Raw genomic sequence first — 26,569 nt, 5'->3', positions numbered from 1 at the left:
GGGCGGCCCGCGCGGGGGCGTGCGGCGGTCCGGTCAGTCCGCGGTCTCCGCGCCGTCGAGGACGTCCGCGGGGTCCGGGGAGTCGAGGACCGGCACCTTGAGCCAGACCGCCTCGGAGGGCACGCCCTCGCCGTCCACCGCGTTGACCATGTAGTAGCCCGGCGGCACGAGGGTGGGGTCCTCGGGCAGCGTCACCTCGATGCCGTCCTCGGTCCGCTCGAAGTCCAGCGCGAGGGAGCGCTGCTCGACGTTGGTGACGTGGGTGAACGAGCTGGGCCGGATCAGCCGGACCTCCTCGACCGCGCCGGCGTCGGCGGTGCGGAACTCCGCGGCGCCGCCCAGTTCGACCTCCTGGGGCTCCTCGCCGTCGTCGTGCAGCTCCGGGCGTGCGCCCTGGAACAGGTAGGGCGGCGAGTAGAGGTCGATCTGCTGCTGGAACTCGGCCGGCTTGGTGTTCGCCTTGTCCGCGAAGAGCGAGTCCGAGCCGAAGCTCATCACCTTGCCGCTGGGCAGCAGCAGCGCTCCGGAGTGGTAGTTGCGGCCGACCAGCGGATCGGCGACCGGGCGCGAGGTGTTGCTGCCCGTGTCGTAGATCTGCGCCTTCAGCACGTTGCTGTCGCTGTAGCCCCGGTAGCCGCCGGAGCCGTTGGTGGTGAGCACCGAGTCGTCGGGCAGGATCACGCTGCTGGGGTAGCGGGCCGGCTCGTAGAGCTCCGGTCCGTCGGTGAACCGTGGCTCGTCCTCGTCGAGGTCGATGATCCGGGTCTTGTCGGTGACCTTGGTGCTCTCGCCGATGCCCCCGCCGCCGAGGACCATGTACTTCTGGTCCTGCGCCGGCGGCAGCAGGACGGCCATCGCGGTCTCCAGGGCGTCCGGGTCGCTCATCCCGGGCAGCTCCTCGAAGGTGTCCGTGCGCCAGTCCCACAGGCCCGGCACCCGGCCCTCGTCCGCCGGGCCGTAGCCGGAGCTGGTGCCGGAGTAGAACAGGTCGCCGCCCTCGGCGAGGAACATCCCGGGGTAGGTCGGGAAGTAGCGCTCCTCGGGAAGCGTCGTCCACTCCCGGGTGTCGGGGTCGTAGAGCTCGACCTTCTTGGACACTTCGCCGATGTCGTCCAGCCCGGAGACCGAGAGGACGCGGCCGTCCTCCAGCGTGGTGAGCGTGGGGTACCAGCGGGCGTCGTCCATCGGGTCGACCGGCAGGTACTTCTCCGCCACCGGGTCGAACTCGAAGGACTCCTTGATGCCCTGGAAGTCCTTCTTGTCGAAGGAGAGCTTGTTGGCGATGCCGTAGACGTTCTTCCGGTCCGCGGCGTCCAGTCCGGTGACGGTGTACTGGTCGGTGTCACCGGTGGAGTACTTGCGCCCCTTGCGCTCCGCCTCGACGTAGATCCGCGACTGGCTGGCGGTGACGGTGGCCTCTCCCGTCACCGGGTCGACCTTCTTCTCGGCGCGCGGCACCAGCAGCGACTGCTGCGTGACGAAGACCTTGCCGCTGTCGCTGCCCTTGAACTCCGTGCCCTCCGGCAGGGTCACCGGCTTGTCGGGGTTCTCGTTGCTGACGATCATCAGGCCGCCGGCCTTCTCGACGTCCCCTTCCAGCGTCTCGTACCGCTGGGTGCCGCCGGCGATCAGCAGGTTGCCGTTGGGCAGCTGGGTGTGGCCGGCGCAGAACATGTCCTTGGGCGTGGGGATGTTCTTGTAGGTGTCCTTCTCCGGGTCCCACAGCACGCTGCGGAAGGTCTTCGCCTCGAACTGCTCCGCGTCGTTCCCGGAACCCGCGACCAGCAGCACCTTGCCGGTGTGCAGCAGGGCGGCGTGGATGGTGTTGATCCGGTACTCCTCCGGTACGTCCACCACCTGCCAGAGGCCGTTCTCTGCCTTGTACTCGGCCCGGTTGATGTTCCAGTCGTGGAACTGCTCGCTGCTGTAGCGGAAGACCCAGGGGGCGTTCATTCCGGCCACCACGAACAGTGCCGCTGTGGCGATTCCGACGCGCTTGGTGCGGCGGCTGGGACGGTATCTCACCGGCGTGCTCCTGCGTCTCCCGGGCTGCGTCCCCGGGGGGTGGTTCGGGCTGCTTCTGGTTCGTCGTCACGTCGTCGGCGGGCGCGCCCGCGGGGCGCCCGCCGACGGTTCACGGCCGCGTGGTGGGCGGCGGGAAGGAGTGCGTGCGGTGTGCGGGACGCGCCGGCGGTGCGGCCCAGGCATCGGAACCGGCGCCGCCGTCGGCCGGAGGCCGTGCCGCGGTGCCGTCGGCCGGTGTGTGCGGCGCGGTGGGGAGGTGCGGTGCCTCCGCCGAGACGGGAGCCGGAGCTCCCGTGGGAGAGGGGCCGACGGCAGGCGGTCCGGAGCGGGTCGCCCTCCGCCGCTTCAGCTCCTTGCGGACAGTCACCTGCCAGCCGATGATCGGCGCGGCCGTGATGAGCAGGGCCAGGCTCGCCCAGGTGAGCATCGCCGGGTGGTCGTGGCCGAGGAAGAACGAGCCGACCAGCGAGCCGCCGAAGACCAGGATGAAGAACAGGTGGATGCGGAAGGTCCCGAACAGGGTGTCGGGGCTGGCCGAGTCGCCCTTGGGGGTGACCACGAACTTGCTCTTCCGGCGCAGCACGGTGTCCAGCAGCGAGCGGGCGTAGATCGGCGCCGAGAGCGCCGACATCAGCATGCCGGCCAGGCCGCCCGAGCCCTCCGGCTCGTGCGGGGAGACGTTGTGCCGCCGGTTCCAGATGTAGAGGCCGACCTGGAGCGCGGAGGCGTTGCCGTAGAGCATCATCCAGATGACCGGGTCGATCTGCACACCGGAAGCGCCCAAGCCCAGGAACAGCGCGCAGCTCAGGGCGGCGAGAATCCAGTTGAGCGCCGAGATCGGATAGAAGATGATCATCATGGTGTAGTTGAAGAGCTTGCCCGCCGGCAGCGAGTACCAGCCCTTCCAGTACTGGCTCAGGATGGTTTCGAAGGTGCCCCGGGACCAGCGCAGCTGCTGGGTGAAGAAGTCCGTCCAGGCGTTGGGGCCCTCGCCGACGGCCAGGACGTCCGGTGTGTAGACGGAGCGCCACTTCTTCCCCGTCGCCGGGTTGCGGTGGCGGTGGATCTCGAAACCGGTGGCCATATCCTCCGTGATGGAGTCGTAGAGGCCGCCGATCTGCTTCAGCGCCGAGATCCGCACCGCGTTGCTGGTGCCCACGAACATCGGCGAGCCGTACCGGTTCCCGGCGCGCTGGATCAGCGCGTGGAAGAGGAACTGCTGGCTCTCGGCGGCCTTGGTGACGAAGTTGTCGTAGTTGCCGTAGACCTGCGGGCCGATAACGAAGCCGACGTCCGGGTCGCGGAAGTAGCCCAGCATCCGCTCCAGGTAGTTCGGGAGCGGCACGTGGTCGGTGTCGACGCCGGCGAAGAAGTCGTAGTCCTCACCGTGCGCGTCCAGCCATGCGTTGTAGTTGCCGTGCTTGGTCTTGGCCCGGAAGGCACCCTTCGCGGTGTTCCACTCGGCGACGCCCTTGCGGCTGAAGTGGTGCACTCCCAGCCGCCGGCAGACCTCGCGGACCTCGGGGTCGTCGCCCTCGTCCAGGAGCCACACGTGCATGGTGCCGCGGTGCCGGATCCTCACCGCGGCCTCCAGCGTCTTCGTGACCATCCCGATCGGTTCCTTGCCGGGAACGAAGGAGGTCAGGAAGGCGACCCGGGTGCCGGCCTCGGGGACGACCGGTATCGGGTCCCGGGCCACCAGGGTGGCGTGCGAGTTGGAGAGCACGTTGAGCGTGCGGAACAGTTCGATCAGGCCGATCGCGACCAGCATCACGATGTCGAGCTTGAGGACGAGGTCGGAGACGGAGCCCTCGTCGCGCTCGGTCCAGTGCTGCGGCTGCATCAGCCACAGGAACAGGCCCAGCGACAGCAGGGGCGCCGCGGCCAGCAGCAGCGCGGCCCTGATCCGGTGCGGTTCGTCGCTGAGCAGGCTGCGGTACTTCACCCGGTACGGCCTGCTCGGGTCCGGCTGGGTCAGCGGCCCGGCGAGGCGGCTGTAGTGCTCGTAGTCGTACCGCGGCGGCGCCTTGCGCGGCCAGCGGGTGCCGCGCCCGAGCGTGCCCGAGCCGCCACCGCGCGGCTGCCGCGGCAGCCGCAGCTTGGTGGTCTGCGACGGGTCGTCGTGCTCCTGCGGTTCGGCCCGACGTCGTTCCGCCGTCATCTGTCCATCCCCCCGCACGCAGCAAGGCTGCGTGCCGTCGTGTCGCTCCGCGTCGTCGATGGCCCCGCACCGGATGGGATCGGGACGAGGGGCGCGCGTCCTGCGCCGCTGCTCCCACAGACACCGGACGGTCGCGTCCCGGTTCCCGGGATGTCCCTTTCGGTCTCTCCCGCCGGGAAGGGCACATCCGGGTGCGATGATCGCTCATCAGCTTTCCGGACCGGCTCGCTTGATCGCAACAGAAGTACGGGCTGTTTGTCGCTGATCGCCCGGTTTGGCGCCGCGAATGTGATCAAAGAGATGTCCGGGGCACGCTCCCGGTCACCAGCGGTTCCGCGGCCGGTCGTACCCGGTGGGCCGTTGTTCGGGCCGCGGACGCGCCGGGGCGGGGCTCCGGTGGGAGCCCCGGCGTTCCATGGGGGCTGCGCCGTTCGTGTGGCGGGCAGGGTCGGGCGGGTCCGGGGTGGCCGGCGATCGCGCCGCTCAGTCGATGCCGCGGCAGATGTGCGACTCGGCCTCCTCGTCCTCGACACCCGCGAGCAGCAGGACCGGCGCCGTCAGGACGGCCCTCGGTTCCCGCTCGTGCGGCTCGTGCGGATTCTCGTCCTGCCGGACGTGTTCTCGTACCGGGACGCTCACAGTCAACTCCCTCGAACCGGGTCGGGTCGCGGGGGCCCGGCGGACCGCCGCGGCACGACCATCTCCAGCAAGGATCGGAGCACATCCGCCCGGTCTTCCGGTGGAGAACCGCGCAACGCGGTGTGCGTCCGGCGGAGCCGGTCCTCGCCGCACCGCTCAGTGTGGTCGAAGGGGTCGGTGCCCGCGACCGGGTCGCGGCCCGCGGAACAGGTGTGGCCGGGGAGGGCGGAGACGCGCAGAGGCCCTCCGCCGCGGCGGAGGGCCTCTGCTGCACGTGCGCCGTCAGGGACTCGAACCCCGGACCCGCTGATTAAGAGTCAGCTGCTCTAACCGACTGAGCTAACGGCGCGGACGCCGGTGCGTGACCGGCGGAAGCATCGTACCCGATGCAGGGGAGTGCCCCGCGTCGTGCAGGGTGAGCGCTCCCGGTGCGGCTCCGGCCGGGCACCCCGCTCCGGGCCGGAGCCGCACCGTTGCGCCGGGCGGGTGACCCGGGACCCGCGTCACCCGCCCGGCGCGGGGGCGGCGCCCCGGGCGCCGCCCCCGCGGAACTCCGCGTCGATCAGAACTGCACGTCGGCGCAGGAGTAGAACGCGTTCGCGGTGTCGGCGATGTTCCACACCCCGAGAATCAGGTGCTTGCCCGACTTGCCGGTCGGCACGGTGCCCTGCTGGCTCCACTCGAAGTCCGGCTGCTGGCCGCCCATCGGAACCGTCATGAAGGGCTGCGCCTCCAGGTCGGCCCGGGTCAGCGGCTGGCTCGGGTCCCAGCCGTCCTTGGTGATGTAGTACCGGAAGTCGGTCGTCGCGTGGGCGGCGGTCAGCTTCCACTGGAAGGTGTAGCCCTGGCCGCCGGTGAGCTGGGTGGTGGGCCAGCCGCCGCCGCGCGGGTCGTCGAGCTGGGAGAAGCCCGCGTTGCCGCCGGAGCAGATCTCCCCGTCGGCCGGTCCCGCCTCGGGGAAGCCCTTCGGCCCCTCGACGCTCTGCGGCTCCCACTGGATGGATCCGCAGTCGCTGACCGTGCCGTCGGCGCAATAGGCCTGCCGGCTGGTGGGCGTGTCGCTGTAGCCGTGCCCCTGGGCGGTGCCGCCGGTGAGCAACATGGTCGCACCGGCGAGGCCGAGGCCGGTGACGGCGGCTGTGATCTTTTTGCGCATGCTTCGCTCTCTCTCGTGGGGGGTGTATCGGAGTGCTCGCGGCAAGCAGTGGGGGTTGCGGTCTAGACCACGGCCGAACCTAGTGCCCTCCGCTCAGCCGTGTCCAGACCAATGGACGAGCCGGTCCACCCGGGGCGAGTCCCGGGAGGAGTGGACCAGTTCGGTGTTCGGCCAGTCGTTGCCCGCCACCCACGCCTCCGCCGCGGCCTTCTCCCTGCCCCCGGCCAGCTGCCGTTCCACCAGGCGTTTCCGGCGCACCGCGGGCGGCGTCTCGACGTACCAGAGCAGCGTGAGGTGCGTGCGGACCACGTCCCATCCGGGCAGCTCGCAGGCGAGGTAGTTTCCCTCGGTGATCACCAGCCGGGTCCCGGCGGTCACCACGTGCCGGGCGGCCACCGGCTCGTCCAGCTCCCGGTCGAAGTCCGGGCAGTAGACGTCCGGAGCGCCCGGCGCGGCGAGCCGGGCCAGCAGCGCCGCGTAGCCGTCCACGTCGAAGGTCTGCGGAGCGCCCTTGCGGTCGGTCAGGCCGAGCCGACCGAGCTGCACGTTCGACAGGTGGAAGCCGTCCATCGGGGCGTAGCCGGCCGCGTGAGGACCGTACCGTTCCCGCAGGCCGGCGCAGAGCACGGTGGCCAGCGTGGACTTGCCCGTGCCCGGCGGGCCGGCCAGCCCCAGGACGGCGGCCGGTTCGCCAGGCCGGGCGGTGGCCTCACGGGCGAGCTTCAGGAGTTCCTCGGTACGCATGCGTACCAGCCTGCCCGGCCGGGCAGGTCACGGAAGCCGGGGTGCGCCCGCATGCCCCCGGCGGGCCGGCGGGTGAATTCGCCCTGCTGAGCGCCTCGTGGGCAGCACCGGCGCGCAACGGCATGGTCACCGGCTGGAAACGGCTCGCATAGACCAGCGCCACGTGGGTAGCCGCGCGCCCATGGCTCGACCACCGAGAAAGATTCAGACAATCGCTGAAAGTGGGATCAGCCGCCGCTCACTGCTCACCGGTGTGGCGGCGCTGGGTGCGCTCGGCGCTGCGGGGTGCAGCCGAGCACCTGACGAGGGCCGCGTGGAGGGCGGCGACCTCCTGGAGCGACTTCGCGACCGCGGGACGGTACGCATCGGAATCGCCAGTGAACCACCGTTCGGCTACATCAACCGCGAGGGCGAACCGGCGGGCGAGGCCCCCGCCATCGCCAAGGTGATCTTCCCCAGGTTGGGCATCGAGAACGTCGAACCGGTGCCGACCGAGTTCAGCGCCCTCATCCCCGGTCTCAAGGCGCAGCAGTTCGACGTGGTGTCGGCCGGGATGTACATCAACCCGACCCGCTGCGAGCAGGTCCTCTTCGCCGACCCGGACTACCTGATGCTGGACTCCTTCATCGTCCCCGAGGGAAACCCGCAGAACATCAGCCGCTACGAGGACATCGTCGAGAAGGGGCTGCGGCTGGCCAGCGGGCAGGCGTACGCGGAGATCGCGTACGCCGAGGCGGCCGGGGTCAAGGACATCCTGATCCTGCCCGACCAGGTGGCCGGGCTCGACGCCGTGGTGCAGGGCCGGGCGGACGCCTTCGCCGGTACCAACATCACCGTCACCGACGTCGTCAAGAACGCGCCGAGGGCGCAGGCCACCGAGGCCTTCCAACCCGTGGTCGACGGTGAGCCGGCCTACGGGGCGGGCGGCTTCGCGTTCCGCCTGTCGGAGAAGAACTTCCGGGACGCCTTCAACGAAGAACTGCACAAGCTCAAGGCCGACGACAACAAGGAGCTCCTGGAGATCGTCGGACCGTACGGCTTCACCGAGGACGAGATGACCGATCTCACCGCCGAGGAGCTGTGCTCATGACGACTGGAATCCTCACGAACTGGTTCCTGCCCGGCGTCTGGATCACCATCCAGGTGACCCTCTACAGCGCGGCGCTCGCCGCGGTGGTCGCCTTCGGGATCGGTGTCGCCCGCACCTCCCGCTGGTGGGTCGTGCGCTTCCTGGCCGGCTGCTACTTCGAGATCTTCCGCGGCACCTCAGCCCTGATCTTCATGCTCTGGACGGCCTACGCCTTCCCGCTGATGTTCGGCTGGCAGTTCGTGCCCATGGCCGCCGGCGTGCTGGCCCTGGGCCTGACCTACGGGGCGTACGGTGCCGAGGTCGTCCGCGGCGCGCTCGCCTCCGTCGAGCCGGCGCAGCGCGAGGCCGGGATCGCCCTGAGCTTCACCCGGATGCAGCGGCTGCGGCGCATCGAGATCCCGCAGGCCTGGCCGGAGATGGTGCCGCCCTTCAACAACCTGCTGATCGAGCTGCTGAAGGGCACCGCGCTGGTCTCGGTCATCTCGGTCGCGGACATGACCTTCGCCGGCAACCTGGCCCGACTGGCGACCACGGAGAGCACGCCCGCCTACACCCTGCTGCTCGTCGCGTACTTCGTCATCGCGTTCCTCCTCACCCGCGGTATGCGGGCGGTCGAACGGCACGCCAAGGCCGGGATCGGCCAGGCGCCGCCGAAGCGCGCCGGATTCATCAGCCGCAAGCTCAGCGCGCGCGGTGAGAGCACGCAGGCCGCGTCGCAGGGCGCTGGAGGTATCGGATGAACTGGGACTGGGAAGTCGTCGGCGACTTCATGCCGCGTTTCTGGGACGGGGTGCAGGTCACCTTGCAGGCCCTGGTGGTCGGCAGCCTGATCGCCTTCGCGCTCGGCCTCGTCTGGGCGATGGCGCAGCGCTCCTCTGCCAAGTGGGTGAGCTGGCCGGTGACCGCGTTCACCGAGTTCATCCGCAACACCCCGCTGCTCGTGCAGCTCTTCTTCCTCTTCTACGTCGTACCCGAGTGGGGACCCTCGATGTCCCCCCTGGCCACCGGCATCATCGGTCTCGGCCTGCACTACTCAACGTACACGGCCGAGGTCTACCGGGCCGGTATCGACGGGGTGCCGGTCGGGCAGTGGGAGGCGGCCACCGCGCTGAGCCTGCCGCGCCGCCGGACCTGGACCTCGGTGATCCTCCCGCAGGCGATCCGCCGGGTGGTGCCCGCGCTGGGCAACTACGTGGTGTCGATGCTGAAGGACTCCCCGATGATCTTCGTTATCGGTGCGCTGGAGATGCTCGGCGAAGCGCGCTCGTTCAGCAACGAGACCTTCACCTTCGAGGCCTACACGGTCGTCGGTGTCGCCTTCATCCTCATCGCCTACCCGGCCTCCCTCCTCCTCCGATCCCTGGAGCGTCGTCTTGTCCAGTGACCTCAACAATCCGACCCCCGAGCCGACCGAGCCGGCCGGGTCCGCCGCGGCGGACCCCGACTCCGCGGCCACCCCGGCCGGCGAGCCGAAGACCGCCGCAGAGGGGAAGCGCGTGGACGGCACCGAGCTGATCCGCTTCGACAGGGTGACCAAGCGCTTCGGCGACAACGTCGTCCTGGACGACCTCGAGTTCACCGTCGACGCGGGCAAGCACGTGACCCTCATCGGCCCGTCCGGATCGGGCAAGACCACGATCCTGCGACTGCTGATGACCCTGCTGAAGCCGGACGAGGGCACCATCACCGTCGACGGCGACTACCTCACCCACGAGCAGCGTGGGACCAAGCTCGTGCCGGCGGGGGAGAAGCACACCCGGGAGGTCCGCAAGAAGATCGGCATGGTCTTCCAGCAGTTCAACCTCTTCCCGAACATGAAGGTGCTGCGGAACATCACCGAGGCACCCGTGCACGTGCTCGGCATGTCCAAGGACGCGGCCGAGGAGCGCGGGCGCGAGCTGCTGGAGATGGTCGGTCTCACCGAGCACATCGACAAGTACCCGGCCCAGCTGTCGGGCGGGCAGCAGCAGCGGGTGGCCATCGCGCGGGCGCTCTCCATGCGCCCGCAGGTGCTGCTCCTCGACGAGGTCACCTCGGCTCTGGACCCCGAGCTGGTGGCCGGGGTGCTCGACGTGCTGCGCGACATCGCGCACACCACGGACATCACCATGCTCTGCGTCACCCACGAGATGAACTTCGCCCGGGACATCTCCGACGACGTGCTGATGTTCAACGAGGGCAAGGTCATCGAGTCCGGTTCGCCGGAGAAGATGTTCAACGACCCGGACCACGAGCGGACCCGCGAGTTCCTGAGCGCGGTGCTCTGACCGGCGGAAGCACCGCGGACGGGCCCGGCCGATACGGCCGGGCCCGTTCCCGTGCATCCGTACGACGCCATTGGCATATGCCGATAACGGCGACGCCGAGTACGCCGCCGCCACTCGGGGGCTATCGTGAGAGCGACGCGGGTGACCGGCCGCAACGGTCACGATGCAAACGGTCACTACCTTCCGAGGGGGACACGTGGCACCGAAGTTCCTGTCCACCGTGCCGTTTCATTCGGTGCAGTACGCGCTCCGGGTCCTGGAGGCGCTCTCCGGGCAGCCCGACGGCGTCACCGAGGACCGGCTGGTACGCGAGACGGGACTCCCTCCGGGGCACCTGGCCCACCTGCTGGTGATGCTCCGCCGGGAGGGCTACCTGGCCCAGTTGCCGGACGGCGGGTACGTGGTCGGTGAGGCGTTCGCCCTGATCAGCGGCGGTGGCACCCGGACGGCTGCGGTGGGGGCCAAGCTCCAGCGGACCCTGAGCGAACTGCGGGACGACATCGGAGCCGCGGTCTACATCAGCCGCTACGTGGACGGCGAGGTGAAGATCACCCAGTTCGCCGCCGGGCCACGAGCCCCCGCGGTGAACGAGTGGGTCGACTTCAAGGCGGCGGCGCACGCCAGCGCGGTCGGCAAGTGCCTGCTGACCCAGCTCGACCACGACGGCCGCCGCGAGCACCTCTCCCGGCACCGGATCATCCGCCTCACCTCCCGCACCACCGTCAACGAGCGGTCCCTCTTCAGCCAGCTCGACAGCCAGCCGCCCACCGTCCCGGTGCTGGACATCCAGGAGTACGCGGTCGGCACGGTCTGCGCCGCGGTCCCGGTCACCGCCGGGTCCTCCGTCGGCTGCCTGGCCGTCTCGATGCCCATCGAGAACGCCCACCGGCTGCGTGCCGCCGCCCGGAAGCTCAACGAGCAGGCGGCCCCCGTCCTGCTCTCCCTCTCGCTCTGACGCCTCCCGGCGCTGCCGGAAACGGTTCGGAGCACCCGAGCGGAGCGGGTAGCATGGAACCGTCAGCAGGCGCCGTTAGCTCAGTTGGTTAGAGCAGCTGACTCTTAATCAGCGGGTCCGGGGTTCGAGTCCCTGACGGCGCACCGACACCACGAGGGCCCTCTGCCGCGGCGGAGGGCCCTCGTCGTCGTCCCTCCCGCCCCGCACCTCGGGAGCCCCGGCGCTCTCCGGCGCCTCCGCACGCCCCTTCCCGCGCCGGTCCCTTCCGCCCCGCCGGTGGATCACATGTCGTCCCGGCGGGGGGAGCGCCGGATGTGCCACCATCGCCGGGAGCCACTATCTGGAGGCACGATGGCCGACCGCTTCATTGAAGTCTCGCTGGACAAGCGCGGGGTGAGCTGCACCGCCAAGCTGCTCGACGACCGGGCGCCGATCACCTGCGAGGCGGTGTGGAACGCGCTGCCGCTCGGCGGGGACGTCTACCACGCCAAGTACGCACGGAACGAGATCTACGCGCTGCTGTCGCCGTTCGCCCCGGAGGAACCGCCGCTGGAGAACCCGACCATCACGCCGATCCCCGGCGACCTGTGCTACTTCACGTTCACCGAGACCCAGTTGGCGACGTCCTCTTACGGCTACGAGAGCGACGCCAAGCACCACGGCCGCCGCACGGTGGTCGACCTGGCGCTGTTCTACGAGCGCAACAACCTGCTGATCAACGGGGACGCGGGCTGGGTGCCGGGCATCGTCTGGGGCAGTGTGGTGGAGGGCCTGGACGCCATGGCCGACGCCTGCCAGGACCTGTGGCGGGCCGGCGCCATCGGCGAGACGCTCAACTTCCGCCGCGTCTGACCCGGCCGCCGGACCGGCCCCCGCGGGAGCCGGTCCGGCTCGGGGCCGCTCAGCCCGGGTGCGGCCGGGACAGCACCGCAGGAGTGGGCAGCTCCGCCAGCCCCGTGTCGTACAGCGTCTGGCAGGCGCGGAGCACCAGGGCGTCGGAGTGCCGGGGGCCGACCACCTGGACCCCGATCGGCAGCCCGTCGTCGTCTAGCCCGCAGGGCATGCTCGCCGCGGGCTGCTGGGTCATGTTGAACGGGTAGGAGAACGGGGTCCACTCCGTCCAACGGGTCTGCCCGGAGCCCTCGGGCACCTCCCGGCCGTTGCCGAACGCGGTGATCGGCATGGTGGGGGTCACCAGGAGGTCGTACCGCTCGTGGAAGGCGCCCATCAGCTTGCCGAGCGCCATCCGGACGTCGACCGCGGCGAGGTAGTCCAGTGCCGACCGGCGCGCCCCCTGCTCGCAGATCTCGCGCAGCCCCGGGTCCATCCGGGCCCGCTGCGCCGCGGTGAACCCCTCGGTCACCCGGGCCGCCCCGCTGAACCACAAGGTGTGGAACGCCTCGATCGGGTCCTCGAACCCCGGATCGGCCTCCTCCACCACCGCGCCCAGCCCGCTGAGCCGCTCCACCGCTTCCCGCACCGCGGCGGCCACCTGCGGAGCGACGTCCACCCGGCCGCCGAAGTCGGGGCTGTAGGCGATCCGCAGCCCGCGCACCCCGCCCGCGAGCTGGTCGCGGAAGGTTCCGGTGGGCGGGCCGAGCTGCGACCAGTCGCGGGAGTCCGGCGCGCAGACGACGTCCATCAGCAGCGCCGCGTCGGTGGCGTCCCGGGTGAGCGGACCGACGTGGGCCAGGGTGCCGAAGGCGCTGGCCGGGTAGATCGGCACCCGGCCGTAGGTCGGCTTCAGCGCGAACACCCCGCAGAAGGAGGCCGGGATGCGCACCGAGCCGCCGCCGTCCGTGCCGAGCGCCAGCGGACCGGCGCCGACCGCGACCGCGGCGGCCGCGCCGCCGCTGGACCCGCCGGCCGTCCGCCGCGCGTCGTACGGGTTGCTGGTGGCCCCGTGCCGGGGGCTGTCGGTGACGCCTTTCCAGCCGAACTCCGGGGTGGTGGTCTTGCCGAGCAGCACCGCGCCGTTGCGGCGCAGGGCGGCCACGGCCGGGGCGTCCTCGTCCCAGGGGCCCTCCTCGGCGATCCCCCAGGATCCCTTGAAGCTGGGGCCGCCGCGCTGGAGGAGGATGTCTTTGACCGTCACCGGCACCCCGTCGAGCAGACCGTCCGGAGCGCCACGGCGCCACCGGGCCTCGGACGCCCCGGCCTGGTCCAGCGCGTCCTCCCGGTCGATGCGGACAAACGCGTTCAGCTCCGGTTGGACGGCCTCGGCCGCGTCCAGGGCGGCGTGTGCCGCCTCCACCGGGGAGAAGTCCCCGGAGGCGTATCCCGCGACGAGCTCGGCCGCAGTCATCGAGGTGAGATCCGTCAACGCGTTCCTCCTGAAGAGGGGTGACCGGCTGCCGGCCGGTCGGGCGGTGGTGCGTCCGCCCGGCTTCCCCGGGCGGACGGATCAGTGGGCCGGGACGTAGCCCAGGCGTTTGTCGACCACGTTGTGCAGCGGCTCCCCGGCTGCCCAGCGGTCGAAGTTGTCCAGGAACTGCACCGCCAGGTCGTTGCGCCAGCCCAGGGTGTCGCCGCTCATGTGCGGGGAGATCAGCAGCCCGGGCACGTCCCACAGTCCGCTCTCGGCCGGGATCGGCTCACTCGGGAAGACGTCCAGCGCGGCCCCGCGGAGCCGGCCGCTCCGCAGCGCGTCGGTCAGGTCGTCGATCACCACGTGCCGGCCGCGGCCGACGTTGACGAAGTGCGCGCCCTCACGCATCCGGCCGAAGGTGCCCGCGTGGAACATGCCGATCGTCGCGTCCGTGAGCGGGGCCGCGCAGATCACCCAGTCCGCCTGCGGCAGCAACCCGTCGAGTGCTTCACTGGGATGGACGATCCCGAACTCCGGGTCGTCCGCCTTTCTGCGGCGGCCCACCAGGTCCACCGCGACACCCAGTGCCAGCAAGGTGCGGCCGATGGCCCGGCCGATCGGCCCGGAACCGACCACCACGGCTCGGGTGCCGCCGACGCGCATTGTCTCCCGGTGCCGCCACTGGTGCGCCTTCTGCAATTCCCCACTACCGCGGAAATCTTTGGCCATGGCTACGACGAGGCCGGCGACGTATTCGGCGATCGGCTGGTCGAACACGCCGCGGGCGTTGGTGATCACCGTTTCCGAGTCGGCGAGTTCCGGCAGCAGCCGGTCCACACCCGCGCTCGCGGTGTGGACCCATCCGGGTCGGGGTCCGGTAGCGGGCCAGGCCTCCTTCACGGCGTCGGAGGTGAAGTTCCACACCAGGAGGACATCGGCCTCCGGCAGCCTCTCTACCAGCGTCTTCTCGTCGGCGTGGAGCACCCGGGCGCGGCCTTCGAGCCGGCTCAGGTCGGGCAGCGGAGCGTCGTCGAGGACGAGGACACCGGTATCGGTCATGGAGGGGAAACCATTTCGAAACGAGGGCGGGTTTGACTTGCTCCGGAAGGCGGGACGCTCTTGGCGGAAGTCCGGGATTGACCACGGTAGGGATGGGAAACTACCTTCGTCAACGAGGGCATCTCTCCCGGCGTTCCGCCATCTCGTTCGGCTTCGTTTTTTCTCTCCGGCCACAGGCCGTCCCTGCGTATGTTTAGGGGCTCGAAATGGATGTCTCGTTTCTCGGCGGCCCGGGGCCGCAGCGCGGTGTGGGGATGATCGCCCCGTTCGACTTCGCGCTCGACCGCGAGCTGTGGCGCTGGGTTCCCGACGACGTGTCACTGCACCTCACCCGTACCCCGTTCGTCCCCGTCGAGGTCAGCCTCGACCAGGCCCGACTGGTCAGTGAGCACGAGACACTGCGGGCGGCGATGCAGGCACTCTGCTCGGTCGCCCCCGAGGTCGTCGCCTACGCCTGCACCTCCGGCTCGTTCGTCGGCGGCGGCGCCGGGGAGCGGGCGATGACCGCGGCCATGATCGAGGCGGGCGAGGTCCCGGCGCTGACCACCTCGGGTGCGCTGCTCGCCGCGCTGAAGGAGATCGGCGCCCACCGCGTCGCCGTCGTCACCCCGTACACCAAGTCGGTGACCGACTCGCTGGAGGACTACCTCGGCGAGGCGGGTATCGAGGTGACCGGCCGCAGCTACCTGGGGCTGACCAGGGAGATCTGGCGGGTGCCCTACCGGGACGTCGTGGAGATGGCCCGTGAGGCGGTGGCCGACTCCCCGGACGCCCTCTTCATCAGCTGCACCAACCTCCCCACCTACGACGTCATCCCGCAGCTGGAGGCCGAGCTGCGGATGCCGGTGCTGTCCGCGAACCAGGTGACGGTCTGGGGCGCGTTGCGCATGATCGGCAAGCAGGCCGTGGGACCGTACCAGGCGCTGCTCGACCCGGTCGCCAGACGGGGGCCGGCCGCCATGTCGGGGCTGCCCGAACCCGCCTCGGAGCCGGACCCCGGCCCCGAACTGCCGGGTCCCGGACCCGGACTGATGGCCTCCGTCGAGCTGGCGGGGCCCGTCTTCCCCTGCCCCGACGCCGAGGCGGCGGAGGCGGCGGAGCCGTTCCTCCCGGAGGACCCGGGCGGGCAGCCACCGGTATGACCCCCCTGCGGTGCGCAGGGGAAGCACGACGCTCAAGGGAGAGTTGCAGATGGGGCACACGGTCGGATTCCTGTACCCGGGGTACTCCGCGGAGGACGACTACCCGCGGCTGGAGGGAATCCTGCGGGACACCGGAGCGGACGTCCGGCTCCCGCTCGTGCACACCGACATCGGCGAGGACGCGCACCGCGTCGACGCCCTGCTGGAGATGGGTTCGGCGTCCCGGCTGGCGGCCGGGATCGCCGAACTGAAGGACCGGGGCGCGGAGGCCGTGGTGTGGTCGTGCACCAGCGCCAGCTTCGTCTTCGGCTGGGACGGCGCGCACGACCAGGTGCGCGAGCTGTCCGCCACCGCGGGGCTGCTGGCCTCCAGCACCTCGTTCGCCTTCGTGCACGCCGCCCGTGCGCTGGGCGTCGAGCGGGTGGCCGTCGCGGCCACCTACCCGGACGACGTGGCGGAGCTGTTCGCCGCGTTCCTCAAGGCGGCCGGGATCGAGGTGGTGTCGCTGCGCGGCAGCGGCATCATCACCGCCGCCGAGGTCGGCACCTGGGGCAAGGAGGAGACCCTCTCGGTGGCGGGCGCCGGGGACCACCGGGACGCGCAGGCGCTGCTGATGCCGGACACCGCGCTGCACAGCGCGGCCCATCTCGCCGATCTGGAGCTGGCTCTGGGCAAGCCGGTGCTCACCGCGAACCAGGTCACCGTCTGGGAGGGGCTCCGGTTGCTCGACCAGCGGATCACCTCCGACCGGCTCGGGACCCTGTTCGGCTCCTGACCGGTCCCGCCGGGCGCGGCCGGGCCCAGCCGCGCCCGGCGGTCGGGCCCGTCCCGGTGCATCCGCCTCGTCGGTCCGTCCCGTGTCGCGGGGCGGAGGGGGAATAGCGGCTCCGTCCGCCCCGTTGCCTCCCTGCGGGGGCAGGGGCAGACGACGCAGGAGGCGGGAACACGGTGGCGGACGACCAGCAGGGCATACGCGGTACGGCGGCGGGGACGGCACCGGTGCCTCTCTCGGTGCTCGACCTGGCGACGGTCGGCTCCGGAAGCACCGCCACCGACGCGCTGCGCACCTCCGAGGACATCGCCCGGCTCGCCGAGGACCGCGGCTTCCACCGCTTCTGGGTGGCCGAGCACCACTCCATGCCCGGAGTGGCGAGCTCGTCACCCGCGGTGATCCTTGCCCACCTGGCGGCGGGAACGAGCCGGATCCGGCTCGGCTCCGGCGGGGTGATGCTGCCCAACCACGCGCCCCTGGTGATCGCCGAGCAGTTCGGCACCCTGGAGGCGCTTGCCCCCGGCCGCATCGACCTGGGCCTCGGCCGCGCGCCGGGCACCGACGGCGCGACGGCCGCCGCGCTGCGTCGCTCCGACCGGCTGCACGAGGGCGCGGACGAGTTCCCCCAGCAACTGGGCGAGCTGGTCCGCTTCCTGGACGGCAGCTTCCCGGACGGCCACCGCTACGCGCGGATCAACGCCGTACCGGGCCCGGCGCAGGGCAGCACCGGACGGCCGCCGATCTGGCTGCTGGGCTCCTCCGGGTTCAGCGCCCGGCTGGCGGGTTCACTGGGGCTCCCGTTCGCCTTCGCGCACCACTTCTCCGCTGCGAACACCGTCCCGGCCCTGGACCTCTACCGCGAGTCCTTCCGCCCGTCGGAGGTGCTGGACCGGCCGCACGCCCTGATCGGTGTCTCCGCGCTGGCCGCCGACGAGGAGCGTGAGGCCCGGCGCCAGGTGCTCACCGGCGCGCTCGCCATGGTCCGGCTGCGCTCCGGCCGTCCGGGTCTGGTGCCCAGCCCGGAGGAGGCGGAGAGCGAGGACTTCGGCCCCCTGGAGCGCGAGGTCGCCGACGGGTGGCTGGCCAACGTGCTGCACGGCACCCCGGACGAGGTCCGGGACGGCCTGGACGCCCTCCAGAAGCGCACCGGAGCCGACGAGCTGATGATCACCGCCAACGCGCACGGCGGGCGGGCCCGGCTCCGCAGCTACGCGCTCATCGCCGACAGCTACGGGCTGCCCAGCAGCTCCGCGATCCGGTCCGCGGAGACCGGCTTGGAGTAGTGCCAGCCCTGTCCGGTGTCGCAGCCGATCCGGCGCAGCCGCTCGGCTTGCGCCGGGCCCTCCACGCACTCCGCGGTGACGGTCAGCCCCAGCTTGTGCGCCAGGTCCACCAGCGCGGTCACGATCGTCTCGTCGGCCGGGTTGAGGTGCCGGGCCGTGCGGAACCCCCGCACGAAGGCCCCGTCCAGCTTGAGCGCCCTGACCGGTAGCCGGCTGAGGTAGGCCAGATTGGAGTAGCCGGTGCCGAAGTCGTCGATGGCGATCCGCACGCCCATCGAGGACAGGGCGTGCAGCGACTGCAGCGGGCGCCCCGACGAGCCCATCACCGCGGACTCGGTCAGTTCCAGTTGCAGCAGCCCTGCGGGGAGTCCGGTCTCCGCGAGGATGTCGGCGACGTCCGTCACCAGGTCGGAGTCCCACACCTGGCGCACCGCGACGTTCACCGAGACGAAGAGCGGCGGGCCGGGGTGCTCCTGCATCCAGCGCCGGGCCTGCCGGCAGGACTCGGCCAGCACCCAGCGCCCGAGCGGCACGATCGCCCCGTTCTCCTCGGCGAGCGGGATGAACCGGTTCGGTCCCAGCGTCCCGAGCTGCGGGTGCCGCCACCGCACCAGCGCCTCGACACCGCGCAGGGTCTCGTCGGCCAGTTCCACGATCGGCTGGAACTCCACCGCGAACTCGCCGCGGTCGATCGCGGGCCGCAGCGTGCTGGAGAGGGCCTGACGGGTCATCCGGTGGGCGTTGCGTTCGGGGTCGAAGTGCGCGCAGCGCGCCTTGCCGTCCGCCTTCGCCCAGTAGAGCGTGGTGTCGGCGGCCTGCATCAGCTCCGTCGCGCAGGTGTCCGCGACCGGACGCTCGACCACACCGATGCTGGCGGAGACGTGCAGCCGCTGCCCGGCGAGGTCGAAGGGGCGCCGGAGTGCGCTCTGCAGCGTGCGGGCGAGCGCGTCGAGCTGCTCGGCGCCGGTCGAGGACTCCACCAGCAGGGCGAACTCGTCGCCGCCCAGCCGGGCCACCAGGTGGCCGCCCTCGGCGGTGGTGCCGGCGACACCGTGCACCAGCCGGCGGGCGACGGCGTCGAGCAGGCGGTCGCCGACGTGGTGGCCGAAGGTGTCGTTGACCGCCTTGAAGTCGTCGAGATCCAGGTAGCACAGCCCGATGCGCCCGGTGGCGGTGTCGTTGAGCGCGCAGGACAGCCGTTCGAAGAACAGCGCCCGGTTGGGGAGCTTGCTCACCGGGTCGTGCATCTGGAGGTGGCGTAGCCGCCGGCGCAGTTCGTGACCCTCGCCGATGTCGGTGACGGTCAGTAGGGCGGCCCCCCGGGCGGGGCCGGACGGGACGAGGGTGATCTCGACCCACATCGGTTGACCGACCAGGTGCTTGAGACGGCGGGTGCAGCTCATCCGTTCGCTGTCGCCGCGCAGCACCGCGCGGCAGGACTCCTTGCTGCGCGGGTCGAAGGACAACGCGTCCAGTTCGGTCAGCGCCGCTCCGGTGAGCTGCTCGACGGGGTGTCCCAGCAGGGCGGCGAGCGCGGGGTTCGCGGCCTGCACCCGTCCCTCGGAGTCGATGACGGCCATGGCGGCCCTCGCCGTGTGGAAGGCGGCCTCGAAGATCCCGGCCTCCGGAGCCGGGTGGGACGCGACCCGGGGAGTCTGATCACTTTCAGTGACTGTCGAGTGTGCTGTTCCGATGCCGCCGGGGCGCCTGCCCGGTTCGTCGTGGGTTCCGCTCACCGATCGCTCCCGCAGGGGATTCGTCGCTGGAAGGTCTGCCGATCATAAGGGCTTTCGCCCCTGCCGGGCCAGCAGCGCGAGCGGCGCGGCCCCTCCCCGAGGGGAGTGCTGCGACGCGCGTGCGAAACCGGTGAGGGCACAGCGTGCAAATACTCAGGGTAATCATACCGCGATACCCCGAGTGGACCAACCAAACAGGGCAAAGCCTGTCATACAAGCACAAGGTGAGGAGGAGTTGCGAACGTCTGCCCTGGAGGTCCGCTGTGCGTCCGACGAGACCCGCGGAAGCCGTGCGCCGCGCCCGGAGGCGGGGAGCGCCGCGCGGGTGGCGCCGCCCGGCCGCGGTGCTCACCGCGCTGGTGGCCGTCGTCGGCACGGCCTCGATGGCCGGCCCGGTCCACGTGTCCGCGGTGCCGCCCTGCGCGCTGCCCCGCTCCGAGGCCCATCACTCGCTGGGGCTCGACACCTGGAACACCTCCTACGTGCGCCCCGAGGGCCGGGTCGACGCGGTGATGGTCTTCCTGTCGTTTCCCGACTCGCGCCCGGCGGCCACCCCGCAGCGACTGGTCGACGACCACTTCCCGGCCACCGCGGACTTCTTCTCCCGGGCCTCCTACGGAAAGCTCGACCTGCGCGTCCACCCGGTGCGCGAGTGGATCGAGATGCCCGCCGCCTCCCGCGACTACGCGATAGCGCGGGACTGGGCCGCGGACCGGCGTGCGGCCTTTCTCGACGACGCCGTCGCCGTGACCGATCGACGCGTGGACTTCAGCCGCTACGACCTCGTCTACCTGGTGGCCGACCCGGGCGCGCCCGGCGTCGACTCCGACGCCACCAAGGTCGTCAACCTGCGGCGGCCGATCCCGGTGGACGGCGTCGAGCTGCGGCGCATGGTGACCGTCTTCGAGCGCTACCCGGCCGACCGCAACGTCCTCGCCCACGAGACCGGCCACGTCTTCGACCTGCCCGACCTCTACCACCGCCCCGAGGACGGCAAGGGCGACTGGGACACCCACGTCGGCGACTGGGACCTGATGGGCAGCCAGTTCGGACTCGCGCCGGAGCCCTTCGGCTGGCACAAGTGGAAGCTCGGCTGGCTCAGCCGCAGGCAGGTGGAGTGTGTCGAGCCGGCCGGCGGCGCCCTGTACACGCTGCGCCCGCTCGCCGACCCCGATCCGGGGGCGGGCGGCCGGGAAATCCGGCTGCTCGCCGTGCGGACCGGACCGCGCGAGGCGCTGGCGATCGAGGTGCGCGAGCCGCTCGGCAACGATATCGCGGCCTGCAGCAGCGGCGTGCTCGTCTACCGCGTCCGGAGCGACACCGCCTCCGCCGCCGGCCCCGTGGAGCTGCTGGACGCACACCCCGGGACGGCCGCCTGCCCCACCGCCTCCGTCCAGCCGGAACTGGCCGACGCGCCGCTCGGAGAGGGGGAGTCCCTCACTGTCGACGGGGTCCGGGTGACCGCGGTGGCCAGGACGGGGAGCGGGGACTGGACGGTGCGGATCACCGGGCACTGACCGTGGGTCCGCGGGCGCATGCAGGTGGGGCCCCTCGCCCGGAAGCGAGGGGCCCCACCTGTGTCTGTGCGCCGTCAGGGACTCGAACCCCGGACCCGCTGATTAAGAGTCAGCTGCTCTAACCAACTGAGCTAACGGCGCCTGCTGACGTCGTAGACCCTAGCATCAGCATCCGGCGCAGTGAAAATCGACAGCGGCCGCCCGTGCCCCCGACCAGCGCGTACCGCGCGCAGGCAGGCCCGGAGCAGCGGATCGGCCCCCGGGAGCCACGGGTGGCGGACGCCGGGTGCCACCAGCCAGCGGCAGGCGCTCCGCCCGCCCGCGCGGGACGGCTCGCTCCCGGGCTCGGTGGCAGGCCGCAGCGGCGGGACGGTCACCGCGTCGCCCAGGCCATGGCAGAGCAGCGGGGGGATCGTTTCCGCAGCCGCGGCGCCGACGCTGTGGGCGGACCACTCCTCCCAGCGCAGCAGCACCGGCAGCCGGTCGGTGGTGCCGGTCGCCGCGAACAGCAGCATCCGGTCGTGGTGCAGCGCCGCCGGCCCGCTGCCCGGCCCGGCGCTCCACAACCGGTCGAGCACCCGCCGCCCGAACAGCGCCGGGACGCTCACCACGTCGAAGACGGTGCCGCACGGCAGCACGCTCGGGGCGCCGGGCCGGGCGGACCACAGGGCGTGGACACTGCGGGGGAATCTGCTTGCGGACGCCAGCCAGTCGGCGCCGGCCGCGGTGACACGGGTGGCGGGATCGCTGCTCATGGGATCCAGATGTACCCGGGTCGGCAGGATCGGTTTTGCGGATCGGTAAGAACCGGGACAGCAGGGGGCGGCGGCGCGTACCCTGCACCGCATATGCCCCCAGCGGCTCCCGGACGGCCCTTGTGCCCGCTGCCCGGCTCCCCGGCCCGTCCCTGTCACGCGACCCGAGGGCGGTGGGCGCCTACCGGCCCCGGCCCTGCGCCTCGTCGCGGAGCAGCTCCCTGCCGAACGCGACCATCCGGACCGCGTAGTCCTCGGTCCACTCCGCCCGGTCGGCGATCACCGCGTCGGGCAGCCGGTCGAAGCGACGCGGATCGGCGAGCTGGGCGGCCGCGAGGGCCTGGAACTCCGTCGCCCGGTCCGCCGCTGCCCGGAAGGCCAGCGCCAGCTCGGTCGCCCGGGACAGCAGCTCCCGCGGATCGCTGATGGACTCCAGGTCGAAGAAGTGCTCCGGGTCGCCCGCCGCCTCGGGGGGCTCGAACATCAGCGGGGCGGGCCGCCGGAAACGAGGACCCCCGCTGCTCGGGTCCGGAGCCTGGTGCGGCTCGGGCATGGAGGTACCTCCGTCGGGTTCGGTGCCGTCCACCATTCTCCTCCTGCCTCCCCGCCCCGACTGCCCCGTCGGAACGTAATCGATCTCACGGCACTCAGGCTTCCCCACCCGGGCCCCACCGCACCCGCGCACTCCTGTTCGCCGCCGGGCACCCGGGCAAGCGTGTGCCCGGCGGCGCGCAGCGCACTCATGCGCGCAGCGGTACGGCGCGCGGAGCGAGTTCGGCGAGCACCGCCTGGTTGGCCTCCCAGCCGTCCGGGAAGGCCACCGTCGCCCCGAGCTGGACCGGCTCGGTGGCGGGGTGGGCATCCAGCAGCGCCGCCACCCCCTCGCGGCAGACGACCACGCAGGCGTGCCGGTGCCGCGAGGCGAGGACGCACAGCCGTCCGGTCTCCAGATGGAACGCGGTGGCGTCCGGGCGCCCGGAGAGCGGGTGCAGCACCACCGTGAGGTCGAACTCCATCCCCTGCAAGCGGTTCGCGGTGTCCACCGTCACCCCCTCCACCCCGAGGCGGGCCAGCTCTGTGCGGACCGCCGCGGCCTGGTCCCGGTGGGCGGTGCCCACCGCGATCCGGTCCGCACCCAGCGGAACCGGGCCCGAGGAGCGCTCGTCGGAGGCGGCTCCGCCGCGGTCCAGCGCGCGGCGCACCACCAGCGCCAGGGCGGCGATCGCCTCCGGGTCGGTGCGCGGGGTGTGCCGGGCCGGCAGCTCCAGGAGCCCCCACCCGTGCTCCGCGGCCTCGTCCAGCACCCGGTCGTGCGCCGAGCCGTCGCCGTCCTCGCGGAACGCCAGCCGGCGGTCGCCGGGCCCGGTGCCGCTACGGAACGGGGTGAACGGGTAGAAGGCCTCGGACACCAGGGGAGCCGCGGACGCAGGCAGCCGCCAGGACACCGGGAGCCGGTGCTGCGGCAGCCGGGGGTTGTGCGCCAGCAGGGTCGCCACGGCGCTGGCCGACGGGTCGTGGGAGAGCCCCGCCCACTGCTCCGTGCCGACCTGGCTGAAGGGGTCGAGCTGCCCCGGGTCGCCGACGAAGAGGGCGTGCTCGAACAGCCGGGCCACCGCGAGCAGGGCGTCGGAGCGCATCTGGTACGCCTCGTCCACGATGGCGTGCGGCCACGGCTCGGCGTTCTTGACGTGCGCCCACTTGGCCGCGGTGGAGAGCACCACGTCGAGCCCGGCCAGCTCACCCGCCTTGGCCGACATCCGCACGGAGGGGTGCCGGTCGGGGCGCGGCCCCGCGGGGACGTAGTCGCTGCTGTGCAGGCGTCCCACCGGCAGTTCGGGGTCCGTGGCGGCGAGGCGCTCCACCAGGTCGTCGACCTGCGCGTTGGTCTGCGCCACCACCATCAGCCGGTGTCCCGCGGCGGCCAGTTCCCTCGCCGCCCGCACCACCAGCGTCGACTTGCCGGCGCCGGGCGGGGAGTCGACCACCACGCCGCGCTCTGCGCCGGCCAGCGTGTCCGCGAGGATGGCCGCCGTGGCGGCGTCCGCCTGGGCGGCCGGACCGGCCATCCCGGGCGGGGGACCGGCGGTCTCCCGTCCCGAGGCCGGGCGGGGGACGCGGGCGTCGGCGGTCACAGCAGGTCCTCCGGGGTGCTCGGGTCGGGGGAGCTGTCCGTGGACCCCGGCGGTCCGCCGTGTGTCCACGGGGTGTCCTCCGGATCGGGCAGGTCCGGTCCCCCGCGCTGGGTGTGCGGGAAGAGAGTGAAGCACACCGCCTCGCCCGGCTCGGGGACCGTTCCCGGCGCGGGCTCGCGGCTGCGGCCCATCCCGCCGGTGAGCTGCACGGTGAGCAGCCCCGGCCCGGGCGCGGCGGCGAACTCGCCGCTCTGCGAGCGCCCCTCCGGCAGCGGACGGAACACGGCCGTCCGTTCGCCCAGTTGCGGACGGTCGGTGGTGCGGACCGTCACCAGCGGCCTGGGCATCGGACGCCTCCCCTCGGAGTACGCGGGCGCCACCTCCGTGACCACGCCGGTGAACGCCTCGCCCGCGAGCCTGCGGGCCGCCATGACCAGCGGGTCGTCCAGCGCCTCGTGCGCGGCGAGCCGGGCCTGGTCCCGCTCCCGCGCGGCGAGTTTCCTGGCCGCCGTCACCGCGTCGTCCCGGCGGGGCTGCGGCGGTTCGCCGGCCCGCAGCCGGTCGCGGTGCCCGGTGTACGACCAGCGGTCGCCCTCCCAGCGGGACGCGACCCGGTCACCGGCGGGCAGCGCCCGGACCAGGTCCAGGCCCTCCCAGGCGGCGTCCCAGGTCGGGCGCAACTGCGAGGCGAGCAGCGCCTCCACCTCCGTCGCTGCGCCCGGCCTGCGCTCGTCGAACCGCCGCACCGCGGGGGCGAGCCGGGTGTTGTCGAAGACCGGATCGGTGGCCGGACCGGCGGGTGGGGTGTGCAGCAGGCCGTCCCGTCCGCGGGCCGTCTCCGCCCTGAGCGCGGCCGCCGCGCCCTCTCCGCCGGGTCGGTGCCACGCCAGGAGCGCACCGAGGTGCTGGTCCTCCAGCACGCTCTGGCCGGTCGCCCAGTGCCGGTTGAGCAGTTCGGTCACGGCCAGGAGCAGGGAGCTCCCCGGCACCCTGGCGCGCTCGCCGTAGTGGGTCAGCCAGCGGCCGAGCAGCGGCACCCGGGCGGGAGCCGGGAAGGTGGTGTCCGGGTCCTCCTCCCGGGTGCGGCGGAACCGCATCGACCGGCCCAGCAGCCGGACGAACTCCATCCCGGCCCGGTTCGGCACCACCACCTGCGGCGCGTCCGTGCACAGTTCGCGAGCCGACTCCGCCGAATCCGGATCGGTCGACCGGCCGCCGGCGGGAGCCGGCCCCGCGCGGGCGGCCGCGCCGCGCGGGGCCGCAACCGGCTCGGTGGCGTCGAGGGCCGACTCCAGGTGCGGCAGCATCACGTCGGCCAGCGCCGCGAGGAACGCGAAACGCAGGTCGCGGTCCCGGGGCTGGCCGACCGTGAACAGCACCGGGTTCTCCCGGTCGGTGCCCACCATCGCCCCCAGCGGCGCACCCGCCTCGCCCGCGGTCGTCAGCGGCACGAGGACCAGCGGGTGCTCGGCGAGATGGCGGTGCCGGACGGTGGTGAGGGGGCGTGCCGATCCGGCCTCCATGGCCTCCATCCGCGCCAGGATGCCGATCAGCGACATCCCGCCTCCCGCGGTGCGGGCTCCCGGGGCGGGGCCTCGCCGGGCGGACTCCCCGCCGGGGCGGCGGCCGGACCGGGGGGCGGGGGAGCGGGGACCAGCGCCTCGGCTCGCAGCCGGGCGGCCTCCCGCAGGGCCGCCACCGCCGGGTCGGACGGATCACCCGCCTCCCCGCGGGCGGCGGCGAGGGCCTCCTGCACCGTCGGGATCCCGCCCAGCTCGCCGCGGGTGCCGCGGCCGAGCGCGGTGACCTCGCCCGCGGCCCGGGACTGCGACCGGCAGTGGAAGGCGAGCTCGCACCCGGCGAGGCACTGCGGGTCGTACTCCGCGGGCACCGCGGCCACCGCGGCGGCCAACTCCTCGGGCGGCAGGTCCGGGTCGAAGCTGACGCCCTCGGGAACGGACTCGGCGATCTCCGCCACCCTGGTCAGCCGGGCGAGCTGCCGCCGGGCGGCGGCCTGCTGCTTGCGCAGGTCGAGTACCGCGGCCGTCGGCAGGTTGGCGAAGTCCTTCGGGCAGACCAGCAGCGCACCGTCCGTCACGGAGCCGCCGAGTCGCTGGAGGGCGAGGGCGTACACGGCCGCCTGCCGTGCCGCGGCGCCCACCTTGGCCGGGTCCGCGGAACCGTCGAGGATCGGGAAGGACTTGATCTCCACGACCGTCCGGCGGCCGTCCGGTGCCACCGCCACGGCGTCCGGCTCCAGACGGACGGGGGAGCCGGCCACGTCCAGCTCCAGCAGCGGGTGGCAGAGCAGTGTCCACTGTCCCGCGGCCTCGCCGCCGTCCTGCGGGGCCGCCGTGCGGTCGGCCTCCGCCAGCGCGAGCCGGGTGCGCTCGGTGCGGCCGGCCGGGCCGTCCGCGTCGAGTTCCGGGACGACCACGTCGGCCGCGGCGCCGCCCAGGTGTTCGCGCAGCAGCCTGACCAGCTCCGCGCCGCTGTCCGCGAGCAGCCGGGTCTCGAAGGCGTGGCCGCGGGCGAAGGCGAACTGGGACTGGCCGAAGGGCGCCGGGGCGCCCAGCGTCCGGGCGACCGCCCCCTTGTCCACTCCGGCGCCGTCGAGCAGCGCCCGGCGGTGGCAGCCCGGGTTCCCGGCCAGCGCGGCGACGGCCCGGGCGTCCAGTGGCCGGGGCGGGCGGCCCGGCCCGCGCAGTGCGGCGAGCCGCCGGTGCAGCGACTGCTGCGGGTCCGGTGGGGCCGGAGTGCGGTGCGAGGTGTGGTGCGGGTGCTGCGTCACCCGGCAGAGTCTGGCATCCGGGACGGACAGGAGGGGA

At 72.5% G+C, this 26,569-nt stretch carries 23 protein-coding genes and 3 tRNA genes; 11 read left to right on the top strand and 15 right to left on the bottom strand.

Going from position 1 to position 26,569, the window contains the following annotated elements:
• Positions 1 to 33 precede the first annotated feature (33 nt).
• The 6 genes from glxA to H300_RS0105300 form a co-directional block, all read right to left on the bottom strand.
• Positions 34 to 2,025, bottom strand: coding sequence for a radical copper oxidase GlxA (glxA, locus tag H300_RS25075; RefSeq protein ID WP_037979129.1), 1,992 nt, complete (start codon positions 2,023 to 2,025; stop codon positions 34 to 36).
• A 109-nt stretch (positions 2,026 to 2,134) separates the two neighbouring features.
• A complete protein-coding gene (locus H300_RS25070; protein WP_078515726.1) occupies positions 2,135 to 4,186 on the bottom strand; it encodes a glycosyltransferase family 2 protein in 2,052 nt (683 codons plus the stop codon).
• A gap of 483 nt (positions 4,187 to 4,669) precedes the next feature.
• Positions 4,670 to 4,825, bottom strand: a complete 156-nt coding sequence (locus tag H300_RS30910; RefSeq protein WP_106966692.1) for a surface protein — start codon at positions 4,823 to 4,825, stop codon at positions 4,670 to 4,672.
• Positions 4,826 to 5,100: 275 nt separating this feature from the next.
• Positions 5,101 to 5,174, bottom strand: a tRNA-Lys gene (locus tag H300_RS0105310).
• Positions 5,175 to 5,387: 213 nt separating this feature from the next.
• A complete protein-coding gene (locus H300_RS0105305) occupies positions 5,388 to 5,981 on the bottom strand; it encodes a lytic polysaccharide monooxygenase (RefSeq protein WP_028426613.1) in 594 nt (197 codons plus the stop codon).
• A 93-nt stretch (positions 5,982 to 6,074) separates the two neighbouring features.
• The gene (locus H300_RS0105300; RefSeq protein ID WP_028426612.1) at positions 6,075 to 6,725 is read right to left on the bottom strand and encodes a nucleoside/nucleotide kinase family protein; all 651 of its coding nucleotides are present in this window, start codon (positions 6,723 to 6,725) and stop codon (positions 6,075 to 6,077) included.
• A gap of 181 nt (positions 6,726 to 6,906) precedes the next feature.
• On the opposite strand from H300_RS0105300, the gene ehuB reads away from it, so the two are divergent.
• From ehuB to H300_RS0105260, 7 genes are all read left to right on the top strand, one after another.
• The gene (ehuB, locus tag H300_RS0105295; protein ID WP_078515725.1) at positions 6,907 to 7,815 is read left to right on the top strand and encodes an ectoine/hydroxyectoine ABC transporter substrate-binding protein EhuB; all 909 of its coding nucleotides are present in this window, start codon (positions 6,907 to 6,909) and stop codon (positions 7,813 to 7,815) included.
• Complete coding sequence (ehuC, locus tag H300_RS0105290) at positions 7,812 to 8,555, top strand: ectoine/hydroxyectoine ABC transporter permease subunit EhuC (protein WP_028426610.1); 744 nt, start codon at positions 7,812 to 7,814, stop codon at positions 8,553 to 8,555. The genes ehuB and ehuC overlap by 4 nt, the downstream gene beginning before the upstream one ends.
• Positions 8,552 to 9,199, top strand: coding sequence for an ectoine/hydroxyectoine ABC transporter permease subunit EhuD (gene ehuD, locus H300_RS0105285; RefSeq protein WP_028426609.1), 648 nt, complete (start codon positions 8,552 to 8,554; stop codon positions 9,197 to 9,199). Before ehuC ends, ehuD begins: the two co-directional genes overlap by 4 nt.
• A 112-nt stretch (positions 9,200 to 9,311) precedes the next feature.
• Positions 9,312 to 10,082, top strand: a complete 771-nt coding sequence (gene ehuA, locus H300_RS0105280; RefSeq protein WP_028426608.1) for an ectoine/hydroxyectoine ABC transporter ATP-binding protein EhuA — start codon at positions 9,312 to 9,314, stop codon at positions 10,080 to 10,082.
• Positions 10,083 to 10,278: 196 nt separating this feature from the next.
• Positions 10,279 to 11,037 (top strand): IclR family transcriptional regulator domain-containing protein, encoded by a 759-nt coding sequence (locus tag H300_RS25065; RefSeq protein WP_037979125.1) that lies wholly within the window; start codon positions 10,279 to 10,281, stop codon positions 11,035 to 11,037.
• A gap of 69 nt (positions 11,038 to 11,106) precedes the next feature.
• Positions 11,107 to 11,180 (top strand) — tRNA-Lys (locus tag H300_RS0105265).
• Positions 11,181 to 11,388: 208 nt separating this feature from the next.
• Positions 11,389 to 11,889, top strand: a complete 501-nt coding sequence (locus H300_RS0105260) for a DUF3830 family protein (RefSeq protein ID WP_028426606.1) — start codon at positions 11,389 to 11,391, stop codon at positions 11,887 to 11,889.
• Between the two features lie 49 nt (positions 11,890 to 11,938).
• Here the strand turns inward: H300_RS0105260 and H300_RS25060 are convergent, their stop codons facing one another.
• On the bottom strand, positions 11,939 to 13,360 hold the full coding sequence (locus tag H300_RS25060; protein WP_037979122.1) for an amidase: 1,422 nt from the start codon (positions 13,358 to 13,360) through the stop codon (positions 11,939 to 11,941).
• Positions 13,361 to 13,441: 81 nt separating this feature from the next.
• Positions 13,442 to 14,404, bottom strand: a complete 963-nt coding sequence (locus H300_RS0105250; protein ID WP_028426605.1) for a D-2-hydroxyacid dehydrogenase — start codon at positions 14,402 to 14,404, stop codon at positions 13,442 to 13,444.
• A 206-nt stretch (positions 14,405 to 14,610) separates the two neighbouring features.
• Here H300_RS0105250 and H300_RS0105245 point away from each other — a divergent pair, with 206 nt between their 5' ends.
• The 3 genes from H300_RS0105245 (at position 14,611) to H300_RS0105235 (ending at position 17,601) form a co-directional block, all read left to right on the top strand.
• Positions 14,611 to 15,546 (top strand): aspartate racemase/maleate isomerase family protein, encoded by a 936-nt coding sequence (locus H300_RS0105245; protein ID WP_028426604.1) that lies wholly within the window; start codon positions 14,611 to 14,613, stop codon positions 15,544 to 15,546.
• Between the two features lie 49 nt (positions 15,547 to 15,595).
• Positions 15,596 to 16,321, top strand: coding sequence for an aspartate racemase/maleate isomerase family protein (locus H300_RS0105240; protein WP_028426603.1), 726 nt, complete (start codon positions 15,596 to 15,598; stop codon positions 16,319 to 16,321).
• A 173-nt stretch (positions 16,322 to 16,494) separates the two neighbouring features.
• Positions 16,495 to 17,601, top strand: a complete 1,107-nt coding sequence (locus tag H300_RS0105235; RefSeq protein ID WP_028426602.1) for an LLM class flavin-dependent oxidoreductase — start codon at positions 16,495 to 16,497, stop codon at positions 17,599 to 17,601.
• Here H300_RS0105235 and H300_RS0105230 read toward each other — a convergent pair.
• Complete coding sequence (locus tag H300_RS0105230; RefSeq protein ID WP_078515724.1) at positions 17,547 to 19,337, bottom strand: EAL domain-containing protein; 1,791 nt, start codon at positions 19,335 to 19,337, stop codon at positions 17,547 to 17,549. The two genes, H300_RS0105235 and H300_RS0105230, sit on opposite strands and share 55 nt — an antisense overlap.
• A gap of 263 nt (positions 19,338 to 19,600) precedes the next feature.
• On the opposite strand from H300_RS0105230, the gene H300_RS0105225 reads away from it, so the two are divergent.
• Positions 19,601 to 20,854: a M6 family metalloprotease domain-containing protein gene (locus H300_RS0105225; RefSeq protein ID WP_486583561.1), complete on the top strand. Its 1,254-nt coding sequence runs from the start codon at positions 19,601 to 19,603 to the stop codon at positions 20,852 to 20,854.
• A 67-nt stretch (positions 20,855 to 20,921) separates the two neighbouring features.
• Here the strand turns inward: H300_RS0105225 and H300_RS0105220 are convergent.
• The 6 genes from H300_RS0105220 to H300_RS25050 all read right to left on the bottom strand — a co-directional run bounded on the left by H300_RS0105220 (position 20,922) and on the right by H300_RS25050 (position 26,532).
• Positions 20,922 to 20,995, bottom strand: a tRNA-Lys gene (locus H300_RS0105220).
• Positions 20,986 to 21,609 (bottom strand): bifunctional DNA primase/polymerase, encoded by a 624-nt coding sequence (locus H300_RS29790; protein WP_078515723.1) that lies wholly within the window; start codon positions 21,607 to 21,609, stop codon positions 20,986 to 20,988. The genes H300_RS0105220 and H300_RS29790 overlap by 10 nt, the downstream gene beginning before the upstream one ends.
• Before the next feature lie 181 nt (positions 21,610 to 21,790).
• On the bottom strand, positions 21,791 to 22,162 hold the full coding sequence (locus tag H300_RS0105210; protein WP_028426598.1) for a hypothetical protein: 372 nt from the start codon (positions 22,160 to 22,162) through the stop codon (positions 21,791 to 21,793).
• Positions 22,163 to 22,349: 187 nt separating this feature from the next.
• Positions 22,350 to 23,675, bottom strand: coding sequence for an AAA domain-containing protein (locus H300_RS0105205; RefSeq protein WP_028426597.1), 1,326 nt, complete (start codon positions 23,673 to 23,675; stop codon positions 22,350 to 22,352).
• Positions 23,676 to 23,737: 62 nt separating this feature from the next.
• Positions 23,738 to 25,300 (bottom strand): hypothetical protein, encoded by a 1,563-nt coding sequence (locus tag H300_RS0105200; protein ID WP_028426596.1) that lies wholly within the window; start codon positions 25,298 to 25,300, stop codon positions 23,738 to 23,740.
• Positions 25,291 to 26,532 carry a hypothetical protein gene (locus H300_RS25050; RefSeq protein WP_051269491.1) on the bottom strand — a complete coding sequence of 414 codons (1,242 nt, stop codon included), beginning with the start codon at positions 26,530 to 26,532 and terminating at the stop codon, positions 25,291 to 25,293. The genes H300_RS0105200 and H300_RS25050 overlap by 10 nt, the downstream gene beginning before the upstream one ends.
• Positions 26,533 to 26,569 lie beyond the last annotated feature (37 nt).

The sequence above is a fragment of the Streptomyces sp. TAA040 genome, from assembly GCF_000424845.1.
Note: the sequence above shows the minus strand (reverse complement) of the source record. Positions and strands in the feature narration are given on the sequence as shown.

Bases quoted from the DNA above. Each gene is read 5' to 3' on its own strand.
- H300_RS0105305 (WP_028426613.1), bottom strand. From the start codon at position 5,981: ATGCGCAAAAAGATCACAGCCGCCGTCACCGGCCTCGGCCTCGCCGGT.
- H300_RS0105250 (WP_028426605.1), bottom strand. From the start codon at position 14,404: ATGACCGATACCGGTGTCCTCGTCCTCGACGACGCTCCGCTGCCCGAC.
- H300_RS29790 (WP_078515723.1), bottom strand. From the start codon at position 21,609: ATGAGCAGCGATCCCGCCACCCGTGTCACCGCGGCCGGCGCCGACTGG.
- H300_RS25070 (WP_078515726.1), bottom strand. From the start codon at position 4,186: ATGACGGCGGAACGACGTCGGGCCGAACCGCAGGAGCACGACGACCCG.
- H300_RS0105240 (WP_028426603.1), top strand. From the start codon at position 15,596: ATGGGGCACACGGTCGGATTCCTGTACCCGGGGTACTCCGCGGAGGAC.
- H300_RS0105205 (WP_028426597.1), bottom strand. From the start codon at position 23,675: ATGGCCGGTCCGGCCGCCCAGGCGGACGCCGCCACGGCGGCCATCCTC.
- H300_RS0105260 (WP_028426606.1), top strand. From the start codon at position 11,389: ATGGCCGACCGCTTCATTGAAGTCTCGCTGGACAAGCGCGGGGTGAGC.
- ehuB (WP_078515725.1), top strand. From the start codon at position 6,907: ATGGCTCGACCACCGAGAAAGATTCAGACAATCGCTGAAAGTGGGATC.
- H300_RS0105300 (WP_028426612.1), bottom strand. From the start codon at position 6,725: ATGCGTACCGAGGAACTCCTGAAGCTCGCCCGTGAGGCCACCGCCCGG.
- H300_RS0105245 (WP_028426604.1), top strand. From the start codon at position 14,611: ATGGATGTCTCGTTTCTCGGCGGCCCGGGGCCGCAGCGCGGTGTGGGG.
- H300_RS0105210 (WP_028426598.1), bottom strand. From the start codon at position 22,162: ATGCCCGAGCCGCACCAGGCTCCGGACCCGAGCAGCGGGGGTCCTCGT.
- H300_RS0105200 (WP_028426596.1), bottom strand. From the start codon at position 25,300: ATGTCGCTGATCGGCATCCTGGCGCGGATGGAGGCCATGGAGGCCGGA.
- ehuD (WP_028426609.1), top strand. From the start codon at position 8,552: ATGAACTGGGACTGGGAAGTCGTCGGCGACTTCATGCCGCGTTTCTGG.
- ehuC (WP_028426610.1), top strand. From the start codon at position 7,812: ATGACGACTGGAATCCTCACGAACTGGTTCCTGCCCGGCGTCTGGATC.